At 63.7% G+C, this 14,304-nt stretch carries 19 protein-coding genes and 1 tRNA gene; 9 read left to right on the top strand and 11 right to left on the bottom strand.

Features of this window, described 5'->3' with window-relative positions:
* Positions 1-18 precede the first annotated feature (18 nt).
* The 3 genes from AArcCO_RS14835 to AArcCO_RS14845 form a co-directional block, all read right to left on the bottom strand.
* Positions 19-1,179: a nicotinate phosphoribosyltransferase gene (locus AArcCO_RS14835; RefSeq protein WP_259534268.1), complete on the bottom strand. Its 1,161-nt coding sequence runs from the start codon at positions 1,177-1,179 to the stop codon at positions 19-21.
* 78 nt (positions 1,180-1,257) lie between these two features.
* Positions 1,258-2,991 (bottom strand): Hvo_1808 family surface protein, encoded by a 1,734-nt coding sequence (locus tag AArcCO_RS14840; RefSeq protein WP_259534269.1) that lies wholly within the window; start codon positions 2,989-2,991, stop codon positions 1,258-1,260.
* A 115-nt stretch (positions 2,992-3,106) separates the two neighbouring features.
* Positions 3,107-3,319, bottom strand: coding sequence for a PLDc N-terminal domain-containing protein (locus tag AArcCO_RS14845; protein ID WP_259534270.1), 213 nt, complete (start codon positions 3,317-3,319; stop codon positions 3,107-3,109).
* A 150-nt stretch (positions 3,320-3,469) separates the two neighbouring features.
* Between AArcCO_RS14845 and AArcCO_RS14850 the strand changes: the two genes are divergently transcribed.
* The 6 genes from AArcCO_RS14850 (at position 3,470) to AArcCO_RS14875 (ending at position 7,253) form a co-directional block, all read left to right on the top strand.
* Positions 3,470-3,985 (top strand): GNAT family N-acetyltransferase, encoded by a 516-nt coding sequence (locus AArcCO_RS14850; protein ID WP_259534271.1) that lies wholly within the window; start codon positions 3,470-3,472, stop codon positions 3,983-3,985.
* An 81-nt stretch (positions 3,986-4,066) separates the two neighbouring features.
* Positions 4,067-4,573: a ferritin family protein gene (locus AArcCO_RS14855; protein ID WP_259534272.1), complete on the top strand. Its 507-nt coding sequence runs from the start codon at positions 4,067-4,069 to the stop codon at positions 4,571-4,573.
* Positions 4,570-4,998 carry a metal-dependent transcriptional regulator gene (locus tag AArcCO_RS14860; protein WP_259534273.1) on the top strand — a complete coding sequence of 143 codons (429 nt, stop codon included), beginning with the start codon at positions 4,570-4,572 and terminating at the stop codon, positions 4,996-4,998. Before AArcCO_RS14855 ends, AArcCO_RS14860 begins: the two co-directional genes overlap by 4 nt.
* Positions 4,999-5,066: 68 nt before the next feature.
* Positions 5,067-5,139, top strand: a tRNA-Gln gene (locus tag AArcCO_RS14865).
* A 104-nt stretch (positions 5,140-5,243) separates the two neighbouring features.
* Positions 5,244-6,599, top strand: coding sequence for a DUF7282 domain-containing protein (locus tag AArcCO_RS14870; protein WP_259534274.1), 1,356 nt, complete (start codon positions 5,244-5,246; stop codon positions 6,597-6,599).
* A gap of 309 nt (positions 6,600-6,908) precedes the next feature.
* Positions 6,909-7,253 carry a HalOD1 output domain-containing protein gene (locus AArcCO_RS14875; RefSeq protein ID WP_259534275.1) on the top strand — a complete coding sequence of 115 codons (345 nt, stop codon included), beginning with the start codon at positions 6,909-6,911 and terminating at the stop codon, positions 7,251-7,253.
* Between the two features lie 123 nt (positions 7,254-7,376).
* On the opposite strand, the gene AArcCO_RS14880 is transcribed toward AArcCO_RS14875, so the two are convergent.
* The 4 genes from AArcCO_RS14880 to AArcCO_RS14895 all read right to left on the bottom strand — a co-directional run bounded on the left by AArcCO_RS14880 (position 7,377) and on the right by AArcCO_RS14895 (position 10,465).
* On the bottom strand, positions 7,377-7,832 hold the full coding sequence (locus AArcCO_RS14880; RefSeq protein WP_259534276.1) for a universal stress protein: 456 nt from the start codon (positions 7,830-7,832) through the stop codon (positions 7,377-7,379).
* A complete protein-coding gene (locus AArcCO_RS14885) occupies positions 7,829-8,587 on the bottom strand; it encodes a proteasome assembly chaperone family protein (protein ID WP_259534277.1) in 759 nt (252 codons plus the stop codon). Before AArcCO_RS14885 ends, AArcCO_RS14880 begins: the two co-directional genes overlap by 4 nt.
* Before the next feature lie 126 nt (positions 8,588-8,713).
* Entirely contained in the window at positions 8,714-9,688 is a 975-nt protein-coding gene (locus tag AArcCO_RS14890; RefSeq protein WP_259534278.1) for a hypothetical protein, read from the bottom strand.
* 99 nt (positions 9,689-9,787) lie between these two features.
* Positions 9,788-10,465 carry an SWIM zinc finger family protein gene (locus AArcCO_RS14895; protein WP_259534279.1) on the bottom strand — a complete coding sequence of 226 codons (678 nt, stop codon included), beginning with the start codon at positions 10,463-10,465 and terminating at the stop codon, positions 9,788-9,790.
* Between the two features lie 156 nt (positions 10,466-10,621).
* Here AArcCO_RS14895 and AArcCO_RS14900 point away from each other — a divergent pair, with 156 nt between their 5' ends.
* Entirely contained in the window at positions 10,622-10,828 is a 207-nt protein-coding gene (locus tag AArcCO_RS14900; RefSeq protein WP_259534280.1) for a DUF7472 family protein, read from the top strand.
* 48 nt (positions 10,829-10,876) lie between these two features.
* On the opposite strand, the gene AArcCO_RS14905 is transcribed toward AArcCO_RS14900, so the two are convergent.
* Positions 10,877-11,968, bottom strand: a complete 1,092-nt coding sequence (locus AArcCO_RS14905) for a DNA primase large subunit PriL (RefSeq protein WP_259534281.1) — start codon at positions 11,966-11,968, stop codon at positions 10,877-10,879.
* Positions 11,968-12,252, bottom strand: coding sequence for a translation initiation factor eIF-1A (eif1A, locus tag AArcCO_RS14910; RefSeq protein WP_259534282.1), 285 nt, complete (start codon positions 12,250-12,252; stop codon positions 11,968-11,970). Before eif1A ends, AArcCO_RS14905 begins: the two co-directional genes overlap by 1 nt.
* A gap of 138 nt (positions 12,253-12,390) precedes the next feature.
* Between eif1A and AArcCO_RS14915 the strand changes: the two genes are divergently transcribed.
* Positions 12,391-12,570, top strand: a complete 180-nt coding sequence (locus AArcCO_RS14915) for a DUF7470 family protein (RefSeq protein WP_259534283.1) — start codon at positions 12,391-12,393, stop codon at positions 12,568-12,570.
* A gap of 37 nt (positions 12,571-12,607) precedes the next feature.
* Here the strand turns inward: AArcCO_RS14915 and AArcCO_RS14920 are convergent, their stop codons facing one another.
* Entirely contained in the window at positions 12,608-13,051 is a 444-nt protein-coding gene (locus AArcCO_RS14920; protein ID WP_259534284.1) for an OsmC family protein, read from the bottom strand.
* A 126-nt stretch (positions 13,052-13,177) separates the two neighbouring features.
* Here AArcCO_RS14920 and prs point away from each other — a divergent pair, with 126 nt between their 5' ends.
* Complete coding sequence (gene prs / locus AArcCO_RS14925; RefSeq protein ID WP_259534285.1) at positions 13,178-14,041, top strand: ribose-phosphate diphosphokinase; 864 nt, start codon at positions 13,178-13,180, stop codon at positions 14,039-14,041.
* Here prs and AArcCO_RS14930 read toward each other — a convergent pair.
* Complete coding sequence (locus tag AArcCO_RS14930) at positions 13,995-14,252, bottom strand: DUF8151 family protein (protein WP_259534286.1); 258 nt, start codon at positions 14,250-14,252, stop codon at positions 13,995-13,997. The genes prs and AArcCO_RS14930 overlap by 47 nt on opposite strands.
* Positions 14,253-14,304: the final 52 nt, after the last annotated feature.

Consider the following 14,304-nt stretch of genomic DNA (forward strand, 5'->3'; position numbering starts at 1 on the left):
TATAAGTCCTCGAGACCGCTACTCCCGGTCTCCGTAGCCGACGGCAGCTGCGTCGGCCCGGGCCCGTGCTGCGGCCTCGTCCAGCTCGAACAGTCCGTCGTCGGCGACCACGCTCCCGTCCCTGATCACCGGCTCGAGGAGCGGTTCTGCGTCCACGGGGGCGTCCCGCGAGGCGAGTCCGACGTGGTGGGCACCGTCGTCGGTCCGGTAGGCCTGTTTCCCACCGGAGAGTTTGCCCCGTTTGGCCGCGGGCTCGCCTTCGACTTCGACGATGTCGAGCGCGAAGTCGACCGGATCCGCGTTCGAGACGTATCCCCCGACGCCGAACCCGTCGGCGAGATCCCGGAGCTCCCGGAGCGCGTCTGGACCGAGCCCGCCACTGAGGAAGATCTCGACGTCGTCGTGGCCGCGGGCGGAAAGCTCCCACTGTACCTCCCGGACGATGTGCCGGAAGTCTCCCCGTCGCGAGCCGGTGGTGTCGAGTCGAACGCCGGCCAGCCGGTCGCCCAGCGCGTCGACGGCGCGGAGGCTCTCGTCGACCTCGTCGGTGTAGGTGTCACACAGCGCGATCCGGGGAACCGACTCCGGTACCGCCTCGTCGAACGCCCGCCAGGCGTCCTCCTGGTTGCCGTTCCCGAAACAGATCACCAGCGCGTGTGGCATCGTTCCGCTCGCCTCTCGGCCGATGACCTCCCCGGCGGCGACGTGGGAGATACCGTCGAGGCCGCCCGCCAGCGCCGACCGTTCGATCATCGCCGCGATCGAGGGGTGAACGTGGCGGGCGCCGAAGGAGAGCACCGTCGAGTCGGGAGCGGCAACGCGACAGTCCAGCGCGGCGGTCGCGACGCCGGAGGCGTGGGAGAGAAAGCCCAGAAGCGACGTCTCCAGTTCCGCGAACTCGAGATACGGTCCCTCGATCCGCAGAACTGGGCCGCCGTCGAACAGCCGACCTTCGGGGATCGCGTCGACGTCGACGCCGCGACCCTCCAGAAGCGCCGTCGCGTCCTTCAGACCGGCAAACAGCTCGAACTCGCCGGAGGGGAACTGGTCGGCGGTGACCTCGGCGGTGACGGTCGGGTTCCGGCCCGCGTGTTCGAGTGCAGCCGTCGTCCGTTCGAAGTACGCGTCCGTCGCCCGTCCCTCGTGGATCGCCGACGGGGGGACGATGTCGAATTCCATGCCGGGACTTTTCCGGCGGGAACAAAAAACCATCCGGCCGCGGGTCGCGGCGGGCTTTTGTGGCGGATTTCGTACGGATTATCGGCGACGGCCGGCCCCCAGCAGCGCGATGGTTGCAAGCAGGGCGGCGACAGCGATCCCGATACCGAACCCGGGCGTCTCGAGGTCGATAGCGCCGTCATCGTCGGGAGCGTCGGGGGCGTCGGGTTCGGTCGTCGTCTCGATCTCGCCCGGCTCGTCCGGTTCGCCCGGATCGGTCGGCGTGCCGTCGCGGATCTCCGCTGCGAGGTCCGGACGGATGTCCGAGACCGCACCGATCGTGGGCCCGTGGACGATCGTCACCCGGGTGTCGTCAGTCGACACGAGGTACGCCCCGCGGAACGGTCCGTCGTCGATCACGTGGTAGCCGTCGTCCTGCCGGACGTCGTGGGCCTCGAGCATCGCGCCGTAGGCGTCCCGGAACTGCTGGGCGTCGGTTGTGGTCTCCCACTCGGTCACCCAGACGTAGCCGTCCTGGTCGTCGCCGCGCCTGTACGGATACAGCTCGTCGTTTGCCCACCCGGAGGAAGGCTCGGAGACGTAGTTGTACGTCTCGCGGGGGTGGTCGGCCTGCGAGAACTCCCGCCAGTCGATCGTGTCGGCGTTGTGGAACCGCGCCTGGTACCAGAACATCGCGTAGATCGACGCCTCGCCCACCGTGTCGGCCCCCTCGACGCCCTGGTCGGGATAGTGTTCCCACCCACTTTCTGCGGTGTGTTCGTAGTCGATCGGGGTCGGTTCGCGGTCGGTGCGGTGGATCACCTGCGTCGTCGATTTCGGCGGCTCGTCCATCCGATCGGCGATCCCCTCCCAGCCGTCCTCCTCGACGATGTCGGCGGCGTATCCCGGCCCGTCCGAATACGGCTGGAACACCGTCAGGAAGATCCCCAGGTTCGGTTCCGGTCCGTCGTCCCCGGTCCCGTCAGTGGCGGGCGTCTCGACACACTCCCACTCGCCGGACTCACAGCGCTCTTCGTAGACGTGTTCCATGTAGACGACTTCACCCTCGACGATGCCGTCGATCGCGAGATCGGCGTCCTGGGTGGCGCCGCGGTAGGTCGGATCGGAGAGGTTGTGGTACTGATCCTGCATCGCGTGGCCGAGTTCGTGCAGCAGCGTCGATCCGTCGACCACCGGGTTGTCACCGTCGTCGGTCACGATCACGACCCGATCCTCGGCGGGGGAGTAGAACCCGGCGACTGCTCCGGAGAAGACGGTGTCGATCTCCGCTTCGGAGGACTCGTCTTCGCCGACGATGAACAGCCCCTTCCACACCTGATCGTTCCAGCGGTTGAACTCCGCGTCGCTCTCGCGTTCTTCGCGCATCTCGCGGAACTCCTCGCGGGTCATCACGTCGACGGGCACGTCCGAGCGGTACTTCTGGTCGCGAATCTCCTCGACGCGGGCCATCTTCCGGTAGACGTACGCCTCGAGTTCCTCGTCGGTGAGGCCGTCGGCCTGATCGACGTCGATGGTGTCGTTGTGCCAGTAGCCGTTGACCTTCCCGATCGGTTCCCCGGAGAACTCACTGTCCTCCTCGTCTGGATCGGCTGTTTCGTTGTCGGTCGACGCGGTGGCACTCCCCCCGGAAATCCCGACGGGTTCGCTCGTCGACAGCGGTGACTCGGCGTCGCCGTCGACAGTCGTATCGAAGGAGGGCGTCGGGACTGCGGTCCGATCGTCCGCGGCACCCGGCGGTGCGGCGGTGACCACTGGTGCGAACATCGCCGTCACCATCAGCACGGACATCGCGAGGATGAGTGCCCGTCGCATACCGAATCGTTGGGCTGCAGGAATATCATGTTTCCCCAATGTTTCCCGTCGTCGGGGTCGAATCGAGCTCTCGTTCGGTGGTCGCTGCTCCGGGCGCCCGAATCGGATCGGCCGGTTAGAGTCTATCGCGACCAAGAATGAGGTACAGTACCAGTCCCAAAATCGGGGCGAGGAAGACCACGATCGCCCACAGGAACGCCGGATGGCTGCTGTTCTTTTGAGCGTCGGTGTACGTCCACCAGATGATCGCGACCGTTACGGCGAGCACCAGGAGGAAAAACACCATCGCTCCGGCGGCGCCTGACTGCAACAGTATGCTGGAGGGCATACCTCACCGATTGGGTTGCACTGTAAAATCGTTTCTGCATCGCCGTTTCCGCATCGCCAATCCCCGGGTACGCCAAGCTGAGTCCGGCAGGTCCGTACAGGTACTTAGTGTTGCGGAACAATACACGGACGAGGCGAGGTGCTTGAACCAGTGATCGTCCGTTCCCTCTCAGACCGGGAGGACGCGCGAGGCGTTCTCCGGGTCAACGCGCTCTCATGGCGGGAGGCCTACAGTGATCTGGTGCCCGAGGAGGTGCTGGAACGGCAGGATCCGAACCCGAAGCCGGCGGACGTCGACCGCCTGTTGCAGGCGCTCCCGGAGGAAGGGGTCGTCCTCGTCGCCGTCGAGGATGGCTCCGTTCGGGGCTTTGCGGACTTCCGATGGGATGAGGAGTCGACAAAGGAATTCGTCGGGCCGGCGGAGGCCGGGTTGCGAGCGATCTATGTCCATCCGGACGACTGGGGACGCGGCATCGGGACGGCGCTTCTCGCGGAGGGGCTGTCGCGGCTTCCAGACCGGATTCGGGCAGTGCGACTCGAAGTGCTGGCGGACAACGAGCGCGCCCGGGAGTTTTACCAATCGCGTGGATTCGAGCAGACCGGGTCCGACACCCACGACATCGCCGACACCGAGTATCCGACCGCGATATATACCAGGACGCTGTAGCGCCCCGAGAAACAGGGAAAGCCGTAAGTTCACGACGCTCGGAGTTGCGGGCATGAATTCGCCGTCTCGCGAGGGGAGACCATGAGCGTCGGAGCGGTCAGCTCCGATCGTCAGCTCGCGCGCCTGCTCCAGCTGGGGATCGTGCTGGAGGAGGTCGTGGAGGCCCGGGCGTACCACCACTATCGGAGTCTGGACGCCGAACTCGACGAGGAGGTGGAAGCGCTGCTCGAGGAGGCCGCAGAAGAGTCGGCCGAACATCGGGACCGCCTCGAGAAACTCGTCGAGCAGCTCGGCGTCGAGAGCGTGCCCTTCGAGGAGGTCGAGTCCCTGGTCGAGGCACAGTACGGGAAGACCAAACCGGAGGACTTCGACGGCGTCCTGTACGACCAGCTGTGCAACGAGGAGACCGCCTACAAGTTCTACGACGATCTCATTGCGGCAATCGAGGACAGCGACGCTCGCTTTTCGGTGGACCGGGAGACGTTACTCGAGACGCTGCGGGAGATTCAGGCGGAGGAGGCCGAAGGCGTAGAGGAAGTGACAGAGCTGATGGAGCGATCCGGAAGCGGGGGGAGCCTGGAGACATGAACACGGCAGACCAGTATCTCAAAGCGATCTACCTCATCCAAACACAGGCGGACGGTCCCGCCTCGACGGGGGAACTCGCCGAACGGCTGTCGGTGAGTCCGGCAAGCGCAAACGAGATGATCGGCAAGCTCGAGGAGCGTGGCTTCGCGGAACACGAGAAGTACAAGGGCGTTCGTCTCACCGACGAGGGGATCGGTCGCGCCCGCGACGCCTTACAGACGTACTGCATCATCGAGCGGTTCCTGGCGAACGTCCTCGACGTCGAGGAGTTCCAGTCGGAGGCGCGGGAGATGGAGTCGGTGATCGACGAGACAGTCGCCGAGCGCATCGACACCATCATCGATCGCAATCCCGAGTGTCCGGACTGTTTCGACGCCGAGACGGACGCGTGTTCGTGTCTCGAGGGCGGCGAAGTCGCGGATTAAAAAGCAACCCGGCCGGCGCTGTTGCGAACCGCAACTGTTTGGTATCTCAAGCGGTAAGAACCGGGTGGAGTCCCGTGGTGTAGTGGCCAATCATAGCGGCCTTTGGAGCCGTTGACGGCGGTTCGAATCCGCCCGGGACTATCCTGCTGTGGCCGACCGTCACCCCCCATACCTCAAATACTGACTGTCCCCCGATATTGACATTCAAGTCACACTTTTACACTCATTGGAGAATATCAACATGCATGAAACCAGCTACGATGAAAACAGCGGCGCTTCTGATGTCGCTGATGATGTTGCTTCCGATGGCAGGTGCCGTCGGGGCCCAGGAACAACCGCCCGCAGCAAACGTCCCGGACGAGGCTGGCGCTGCGGTGACGTTCTCCGACCAAGTATCTGATGGAATGACGGTCACCGTCGACGCAGTGAACACGACCGACGGCGGTTTCGTGGCGATTCACGACAGCAGCCTCCTCGAGGGAGATGCCGTCGGTAGCGTCGTCGGCGTCTCGCCGTACCTCGAGCCGGGACTTCACGAGAACGTGACAGTCCAACTGTTCGACGTCCCGGGTGGGGACTACGACACGACTGAACTCACTGAAAACCAGACGCTGATTGCGATGCCCCACCAGGACACGAACGCAAACCAAACCTACGACTTCGTCCGCACGAACGGCGCGGTCGACGGGCCGTATCTCGATAACGAGACTCCGGTGACTGACGCCGCGAACGTCACCGTCGAGCCGGCGGAACCCACCACGGGCGAGTCGTTCGACGTGTCGGAGCTGACGGCGCCTGAGCTCGTCGAACAGGGTGACGAGGTGCAAGTCAACGCGACTATCACCAACCCCAACGACGTCGCCGACACCCAGGAAGTCGAATACCGGTTCGACGGCGAGGTGCTCGTCCGTGAGCAGATCAGCCTCGAGCCGAGAGAGTCGACGACGTTTACGACAACGGTCAACACGACAGAGAGGGAGATGGCACTCACGTTCCACGGCGTTTACACGAGAGACCGTGGAGCGGGCGACCAGATCAGGATCGTTGAGGAGATACAGTCGTTCCACGTGTCGAACCTGACGGCGCCGGAAACCGTCTCGGTCGGTGAGAACCTCACCGTGACCGCGACAGTTACCAACCCGAATGAGTTCGCGGCCACACAGCCAGTCCAGTACCGCTTCGACGGGAATCTCGTTGAGACACAAAGTGTGACCGTCGACGGGGAGGACTCCGAGACAGTCGAGTTCCAGATAGCAACCGATGATCTGGAACTGGGAACCTACATCCACAGCGTCTTCTCGATCGACTTCGGACAGAATGCGCTGATTACTGTGGATACCGTCGATGAGGCTGACGAAGGTGACGAGGCTGACGAAGGTGACGAGGCCGATGAGGCTGACGAAGGTGACGAGGCTGACGAAGGTGACGAGGCCGATGAGGCTGACGAAGGTGACGAGGCTGACGAGGCCGATGAGGCTGACGAAGGTGACGAGGCTGACGAAGGTGACGAGGCCGATGAGGCTGACGAGGGCGACGAGGTTGACGAGGGCGACGAGGTTGACGAGCAGGACGAACAGGAGACGGAAGAAACGGAGGAGTGATTTGAGGCTCGATCGACGGCGATCCTCACTGGACGATGGTCACCGGAACCTCGGCTCGCCGGGGTGACGATCTCGATCGGATCGACCGTGGGATCCGATGACGATCCCGTCGATCCTTTCTTCGGCAGCGTACTCCGTAATCACGCGCTCTTGATCCCCGATCTCGGCGGTCGACGACACTCTCGTTTTCACAGTCAGTGACGAGCACGCCCCCGATGTCGGGGGGACCGTTCACCGTTATCTTCCTGCCGATATTATGTAACCCACATCCTCACAACAAGTATATATGTTGGTGGAGAAAGGAGAGCTATGAGAACGAACGGACAATTGGCCGTCTATCGTTGCTGTGTCCCTGTGGTGGACACGCGATACGATAAAGCCGTTGACGAACACATCACTGAAGTACTCGTCGAGGCAGTGGCGGAGGCAGAAGGTGTCGACGCTACCGATATCGGTCCGCTGTACGACGTCGTCGATCTCGAGGCCGTCTCCCAACTGTTCACCATGCACGACGGGACATCCGGCCCGGAAGCAGTATTCAGTTTCACGTTCGGGAACTGGAACGTGTTTATTCGCGCCGATGGCCGAATCCGGGTTTGTGACGGCACTCGTTCCACCGCTCCGGAACCCGTTTTTGAAGGCGGCACGGCCTGATAACGAGACGCTCTGTCTGCAGATCTTCGGGGTGAGTTCCCCAGGCTCCCGTCGTGTCGCACACGACGTGAAAAATCAACAGAGATCGGAAGGGGAAACGGCACTGGAGCCTCGGCCGCCGCCTCACCGAACGAGCGTCACGGGAACGCTCACCCGCCTTGCCACGATCTCGGTGACGCTTCCGAACAGCGACCGTTCTTTCTCCGTTCGTCCGTGCGCTCCAAGCACCACGTGATCGACGGCTTCCTCCTCGGTGTAGTCGACGATGATCCGCTTCGGGTCTCCGATCTCCGAGCTCGTTTCGACCTCGCGGTCGTAGTCCGCAGCAACTGATTCGACCTCTTCGAAGAGCTGTTCGGTGACCTCGTCGGCCCGTTCGTACCACTCCTCGGTGCCCATTAACGGCTCGTAGGAACTTTCGAATTCGGGGTCGGTTCCGTAGCCAGGTTCGAACAGATCGACGACGTGCAGGACGACGATCTCCGCGTCCGGAAACGTCGTCAGCGCGTGGCGAAGCGCGTCGAACGACAGCGGCGATCCGTCCATCGGGACGAGGACGGTCGTGCCGGGAGCGCTCATTGGAACATTCCCGGCGTCGGTGACTGCTGTTCCTGCTGTTGTTGCTGAAGCTGCTGGAGCTGCTGGGCGATCTGGTGTTTCTGCCGCTGGATTTCCTCGGCCTGCTCGAGCAGTTCCTGGGTGTCGATGTCGAAGTCGACCAGTGGTTCGAGGGCGTTCTCGACGACTTCGCGGGCGGCCCCCGGATCCGGAATGTACGGATGCGATCGGACGACGAGCACGGACGCCGGGATGTCGTCGTGATAGCAGGCAGCCAACAGCGCACCAGTGATACCACCGATGACCCCGGCTCCATCGGCAAGCGTGATCCCCGCGTCGACGAGGTCCGCTTCCAGTTCGTCCGTCGTCGCGATGCCCACGATCTCTCCGATTTCCGCTTCCGTCTCCGCTGGCGCGCCGGCGAGAAACACCGCCTTCTCGAAGTCCTCGGCCAGTTCGGTCAACACGCACTGGCTCAGCGCTTCGACGGCGTTCGGCGGTATCGGCACGTCGCTTTGAAGCGTCATCACGTCCGGATCCTCTCCGGCGTACACCCGCACCGCGTCACGGACGCGGCCGTCATTGAACGACGCGACCGGTGGAAATTCGTCCGATCTGATTGTTCCGTACTGTTCGAGTTCGAGCTGTTTCGTGATCTGGTCGACCGCGATCGACGCGACTAATCCCAGTCCGGGGAGTCCCTCGATGAGCGTCGGCGAATCGGCGGCCAGTTCCTTCGTCCGGTCGTAGCGCGCTTTTGTGGTGTCCCTGGTCATGATCCCCTCCCAGGAGTACGGTTCACACGGCGACGCTTAACCTCCGCCGATAATTGTCATCGAACGAGAATTAGGGCCGGGAGAGCGCCCCGCACTTCACTGCGGATCGGGACTCGCGCTCACGTGTTATTGGTCGTTGGTATCGTCGTCGCCATCCTCATCGTCTTCGTCGTCAGCGTGTGGTCCGCCCGCGTGGTCCGGGGGTCCACGTTCGTCGTCATCTCCGTTGTCGCCGTCGTCACCACCGGGGCCCGCGTGATCCGGCGGTCCACGCTCGTCGTCGGTTTCGTTTCCGGCGTCGGCGTCAGCACCGGGGCCAGCGTGGTCCGGGGGCCCGGCGTGCTCCGGTGGGCCGGCGTGGGCGGGCGCGTTACCCGGGTTGTGTTTCGTCACCCAGTTGGCCACGTGGTGACCGAACGGGTGTTCGTCATCCTCGATAGTGTCCATGTACTGCTGGAGCTGCTGTCCGAACGGCAGGGTCGGATCGATATCGTGAGCCTGGAGCGTCGCAGTCGTCCAGGCAGTGCGATCGTCGTCCGTGGCGGTGACGTCAACGGTCACTGTTTCGTTAGGGACCGGTAGCTCGACGGTGCCGTCAGCATCGGTTTCGTAGTCGCCGACGCCGTCGTAGGTTGCGTTCTCGTCGTCGACGGTGACGTTCACCGACGCGTTCTCGACGGCGCTCCCGTTGTCGGTGACGCTCACGATGGCTGTCTCACCGGGGTCCTGGTCGACGCTCAGTTGGAATCCCGGCGCGGCCTCGAGCGTCGTCGAAACCGTCGCGGTTTCGTTCTCGTAGTCTGCCGTGATCGTGACGTTCACTTCCTCCTCAGGTGCCGGAAGCACCACGGCGCCGTCCTCGTCGGTTTCGTAGTCGCCGGCGCCGTCGTAGCTGACGTTCTCGTCATCGACGGTGACGTTCACCGACGCGGTCTCGACTGGCGTTTCGTTTTCCGTTACCTCGACGGTGACCTCGCCGGTGGCGTCGTTCTGTGCGACGGCCACCTCGAGATCTCCGTCTGCACCCGCGACCGCCGCCGACGCGCCGCCGGCGACCACCATGAGTGCGATTGCAAGGGAGAGCAGTGTTTTCGGATTCATCCTCGTCTCACGGAACCACCCCTACCTACATTAATCGGGAAGACAGTCAGGTCGATTTACCACCGATTTAACCCGAATTAACTGGCCGAATCCACGTGTTCAAACTTGAGATTCGGGCCTGTCCCACACCGCGACTGCCGGCCCCCGATGGGAACGGTCCAACCGAACGATCCGGGAGGCAGGAAAATCGTACGCCTTTAGATCCCCGACGTCGCGATCCGGAGCGAGTCCCGAGGCGTACACCGCGCGGACGATCGGCTCGTGGTCCCCGTAGCCGGTGTTTGTCGGATACTCGGCCACGATTCGCCCCTCGTCGGTTTCGACGGCGTCTGCCCGGTCGGTCGTGACGGCGACGACGACCAGAAGCGAGCCGGTTTCCCGGTCGCGGACCACTTCGCCGACGGCGGGACGGTGTTGTTCACACAGGTACGATCCCGACTCGCAGCGAGGAACGAACAGCTCCCGCCCGCAGATCGCACAGGCCCCCAGACGCTCGTCGGGCCCGGGGACGGATTCGGCCGCGATCTCGAAGGCAACGCGCCGGAGGTGTTTACAGTGTTCCCCGCGGATAGCGTGATCCGGACAGGTACAGGATGCCCCTTCGACATCGACGACGTACGTTCCACCCTCGGTTTCCACCACGTATCGGCCGTCCCGTAGCGGCCGAACCGTCATCTCCTCGGTCAACGCCCGGTGGGTGCGTCCCGAAATCCCGGACGTCCGTCTGACACAGTTGCGACCTTCGTTTGGTCCCTCCGGCGTTTCGGCTGTCGTCATCGTTTCTCCCGGGATAGACCCCGATTTCGACTGGAACTACGCGTCCGGCAAAGGTTAACTTTCGGGCCGAAATGCGTTCCGGTGGAGGGTTCTCGGGGGGATTTCCGTCAGCGGACATTCGACGGCCTTTTGTGAAGTCCGGAGATACCGCAGAGTATGGAAATCGACGAGGAGGTCCGTCGGAAGACGATCGTTTCGATCTCCGCTGTCGCCGTGTTTCTGGCTGCGCTACTCGGGGTCGGGATCTTCTACGACGGCGGCGACTCGCTGCCGGAAGCCGGTGCGATGGCTATCGTCGGCCTGCTCGTGGCGTTCGTCTTCCTGATGGCAGCGGTCGGCTTTTACCTCGACCGAACCGAGTGAGCGATCGGCGTGTCGGGTGTATCCAAGAACTGCCCGTAGCTTCCGGTGTCACGCGTCCGTCGTTGCCCGCCAGTCGGTGATCGCATCCGAATCGACCGCCTCGACTCGCTTTTCGTAGTACGCGAGCGGGTGGGAGGCGACTTTCCAGTGGTCGTCCTCGTTGTGACAGATCCCGTACGCAGACAGCGTCTCGCAGGACGGAGGCGGGTACTGTGATCCCGACTCGTCGCGGAGATATTCCAGTTGGAAGCGGAGCGTCTCGACCTCGAGTGAGGTGTCCGCACAGAAGGCGACGATTTCGTCTGCGGACATCCCGATCCCGGCAAGGAACGCCATCAGCGAGAACCCTTCGACTGAAGACAGCTCCGTCCCCCGGGTGGCCTTGTCGATCAGGTTTTGTAAACACGGCGGGAACAACTCGGGAGCGACGACGTCGACCTCGTGGACTCGCGTCCGGTCGGACAGCAAGCCTCGAAGGTCGGCGACCTGCGGCGAAAGCTCCGCAGCGATTCCTTCCTCCTGCGGGAGATCGAACGGGAGCCCCTCCGCGACCCGGTTCCGGATCGCGGTCTCGAGCAGTTCATAAAGCTCCGACCGGGTGATCTTCACCGTTCCGTCGGCGACTTCGCGTGCGACCAGTCGCCACTCGCGACCCCAGCTGGACGACGACAGCGACAGGTAGGCGCCCACGCCGATCCTGTACCACTGTTCGCCGTGATCTCGGGCGGACCGATCGTCGGGACGGACGTCGTCTTCGAGACCGAACTCCGCGAGCACGTCGTCGAGATCCAGGCTGGTCGTCTTGGTCGACCGGAGATCGTCTTCCCGCGTGACGTCCTCGCGGATCCGTCCGATCGCCGTCGACGCCTCGGCTGCGGCGTACTTGTCGATCGCAGCCGAGGAGTCCAGAAGCGACACGAGGATCCGGGCGATCGGATACGAAAGCAGTTCGGTTTCGGGATCGACGTCGTCGGCCTCCGGCAGAACGGTCCCTTCGAGCAGCGCCCGCTGGACGCGCTCGCGCCCCCGATCGACCGCCGGCGCTCCCCGGGAAACTAGCGCGGGAAGCGAGACGTCGGCCGTCTCGACGGCCGCTCGGGCCGACTCGAAGAACGGGTACCGCGCGTCCAGCCGGTTCATCACCGAATGTGGCCTTCCTCGCGGAGCTGGTCGGCCTCGGATTTTTCGTACCGCCAGGTCACGTCCGCCTTCTCGTCTTGCCAGTCCCACGGCTCGACGAGGACGATGTCGTCCTCCCGGATCCAGATCCGCTTTTGCATCCGTCCGGGGATCCGAGCCGTCCGTTCGACCCCGTCGGCGCAGCGTACTTTCACGCGATTCGCTCCGAGCATGTTGGTGACCTCCGCGAACACCTCGTTGTCGTCCGGCATCCGGAGGTCGCGTCGCCCCTCGTTTTCGCCCATGTCGGGTGATGGTTGGTGCCCGAACAATTAAATGGCATGGGGTTCGCTTCGGCGCACGGGTCCGATCCGGCCGACACTGCTTGTCTGGATCGCGCCGACACCGGAACCGTTACCAGTCCGCCGGTTGCATCCCGGCGTATGCTCGATACACTCGGAACCGAAGGACTCCTCGGTGTCGGATTGATCGTGCTCGCGATCGCGCTTTTGACCTGGTACGATCCGATCGTGGGTGCGGGAGTGATGATCCTCGTCGCGGGGTTCGCGCTGGTCGCCCGGGGAGTTGCCGACAGCGTGATGCAGCTTTTCGGAATGAAGTGAGGTCGGAGGAACCCCGGGGCGAGTACACCGGAACGCGTTAGGCCGAATCGGAGGACAGCGTTACCGCGATTTCGGTTTCGTTTTCGATGTTGTCGCTGACGGGACAGCGGCGTTCGATCTCGGCGATCCACTCCTCGATGGTTTCTCGATCGGCGTCGGCCTCGACGTCGACTGTCACGTCGAACCCCTGAAAGCCGGCTCGGGCGTCGACGTCTTCTCCGAGGTAGATCCGTGGATCGTAGCTCGCTTCCACGGATACTTCGAGGCTCTCGATGTCCATCCCCCAGTCGCGTGCCACCTGGCTCCCCGTCGAGTTGATGCAGGCTGCATAGGAGCCGAGCAGATGGTGTAGTGGACTCCCGTCGGAGCCGATCGTGAACTCGGAGTCGCCGGTGTCGATCGTCATCCGCTTCGGGCTGATCCGGGTTCCTGTGACCGTCTTGGTCGACAGCTCCGAATCGGAATTGTCCTCTGTTGTCATCAGTGTACATTACAGCCCGGATCCGCATATATGCTCTGGTGTCGCTCCGCGAGAGACGGTGCCGAGCTATCGCGGCACCGCAGGTCTTTGGAAACCGGTTTATCGTCCCGGGGAGATATCCCGGACATGATCGTTCCCGGCTCCAGTTCACAGGCGCTTTCGGCGGCGCTCGCGGCGGAGACTGGACTCCCCCTTGCGACGCCTACGTACGACAGATTTCCGGACGGAGAGACGCTCGCGGGCGTTCCGGAGTTCGACGCCGACCACGCGGTCGTCGTCGCTGCGACGCCCAGCAACGACGCCTACGTCGAACTACTCCAGCTTCAGGACGCCGTCCGGGAGGCCGGCGCGGAGTCGGTGACAACGGTGTTGCCGTACATGGGGTACTCCAGACAGGACAAAGCGTTCAAACACGGTCAGCCAGTGTCCGCCAGGGCGATGGCCCGGGCAGTCTCGACGGGAACCGACCGGGTCGCGGTTGTCAACCCACACGAACCCGGTATCGCGGAGTTCTTCGACGTTCCCTGCGAGTCGATCGACGCGGCCGACAGGCTGGCCGAGCCGCTGCCGGAGGATCTCTCCGATCCCCTGTTTCTCGCCCCCGACGAGGGTGCCGTCGATCTGATCGACAGCGTTCGGGACGGCTACGGCCGCGGCGAGACAGACTTCTTCGAGAAAACGAGGGATCTCGACACCGGCGACGTGGAGGTCACGCCGAGCGACGCCCCGGTCACGGATCGGGACGTCGTCGTCGCCGACGACATCATCGCCACCGGATCGACGATGAGCGACGCCGTCGAGGTGCTGCTGTCGCGGGGGGCTGCCCGGGTGTTCCTCGCGTGCGTCCACCCGCTGCTCGTCGGTAACGCGTTTACAAAACTCTCCAGGGCCGGGATCGACGGCGTGTACGGAACGGACACCCTCGAACGATCCGTCTCGTCAGTTACGGCTGCGCCAGCGATCGCCGAAGCTGTCGAAACCGGGGTATGACCTCCGAGAGCCCGAGCGCGTACACGCCGAAGTACAGCGCGACCAGCCCGGCGGCAAACAACCAGACAGCGACCTCGAACTGTCCGCCCGACAGTGCCCCGAGTGCGAGCGATTCGAGGTAGATGCCCACCGCGGAGATGACGCCGGCCCCGATCGTCGCCACAACGAGCTCGACTATTTCCGCGAGGTGTGTTGCGATCGTTTCGTCCATGCAGGCCGTACGCAGGCCAGCTGATGTACGTCTTTCGCTCTCGCCGTCTCGA

The sequence above is a fragment of the Halalkaliarchaeum sp. AArc-CO genome (assembly GCF_024972735.1).
GTDB lineage: Archaea > Halobacteriota > Halobacteria > Halobacteriales > Haloferacaceae > Halalkaliarchaeum.

What these genes read in the sequence shown, in the direction of transcription:
- AArcCO_RS14845 (WP_259534270.1), bottom strand. Translation starts at nt 3,319, where the DNA reads ATGCCCTCCAGCATACTGTTGCAGTCAGGCGCCGCCGGAGCGATGGTG.
- AArcCO_RS14860 (WP_259534273.1), top strand. Translation starts at nt 4,570, where the DNA reads ATGAACACGGCAGACCAGTATCTCAAAGCGATCTACCTCATCCAAACA.
- AArcCO_RS14855 (WP_259534272.1), top strand. Translation starts at nt 4,067, where the DNA reads ATGAGCGTCGGAGCGGTCAGCTCCGATCGTCAGCTCGCGCGCCTGCTC.
- AArcCO_RS14880 (WP_259534276.1), bottom strand. Translation starts at nt 7,832, where the DNA reads ATGAGCGCTCCCGGCACGACCGTCCTCGTCCCGATGGACGGATCGCCG.
- AArcCO_RS14915 (WP_259534283.1), top strand. Translation starts at nt 12,391, where the DNA reads ATGCTCGATACACTCGGAACCGAAGGACTCCTCGGTGTCGGATTGATC.
- AArcCO_RS14895 (WP_259534279.1), bottom strand. Translation starts at nt 10,465, where the DNA reads ATGACGACAGCCGAAACGCCGGAGGGACCAAACGAAGGTCGCAACTGT.
- AArcCO_RS14905 (WP_259534281.1), bottom strand. Translation starts at nt 11,968, where the DNA reads ATGAACCGGCTGGACGCGCGGTACCCGTTCTTCGAGTCGGCCCGAGCG.
- AArcCO_RS14875 (WP_259534275.1), top strand. Translation starts at nt 6,909, where the DNA reads ATGAGAACGAACGGACAATTGGCCGTCTATCGTTGCTGTGTCCCTGTG.
- AArcCO_RS14920 (WP_259534284.1), bottom strand. Translation starts at nt 13,051, where the DNA reads ATGACAACAGAGGACAATTCCGATTCGGAGCTGTCGACCAAGACGGTC.
- AArcCO_RS14840 (WP_259534269.1), bottom strand. Translation starts at nt 2,991, where the DNA reads ATGCGACGGGCACTCATCCTCGCGATGTCCGTGCTGATGGTGACGGCG.
- prs (WP_259534285.1), top strand. Translation starts at nt 13,178, where the DNA reads ATGATCGTTCCCGGCTCCAGTTCACAGGCGCTTTCGGCGGCGCTCGCG.
- AArcCO_RS14870 (WP_259534274.1), top strand. Translation starts at nt 5,244, where the DNA reads ATGAAACCAGCTACGATGAAAACAGCGGCGCTTCTGATGTCGCTGATG.
- AArcCO_RS14890 (WP_259534278.1), bottom strand. Translation starts at nt 9,688, where the DNA reads ATGAATCCGAAAACACTGCTCTCCCTTGCAATCGCACTCATGGTGGTC.
- AArcCO_RS14900 (WP_259534280.1), top strand. Translation starts at nt 10,622, where the DNA reads ATGGAAATCGACGAGGAGGTCCGTCGGAAGACGATCGTTTCGATCTCC.
- AArcCO_RS14885 (WP_259534277.1), bottom strand. Translation starts at nt 8,587, where the DNA reads ATGACCAGGGACACCACAAAAGCGCGCTACGACCGGACGAAGGAACTG.
- eif1A (WP_259534282.1), bottom strand. Translation starts at nt 12,252, where the DNA reads ATGGGCGAAAACGAGGGGCGACGCGACCTCCGGATGCCGGACGACAAC.
- AArcCO_RS14930 (WP_259534286.1), bottom strand. Translation starts at nt 14,252, where the DNA reads ATGGACGAAACGATCGCAACACACCTCGCGGAAATAGTCGAGCTCGTT.
- AArcCO_RS14835 (WP_259534268.1), bottom strand. Translation starts at nt 1,179, where the DNA reads ATGGAATTCGACATCGTCCCCCCGTCGGCGATCCACGAGGGACGGGCG.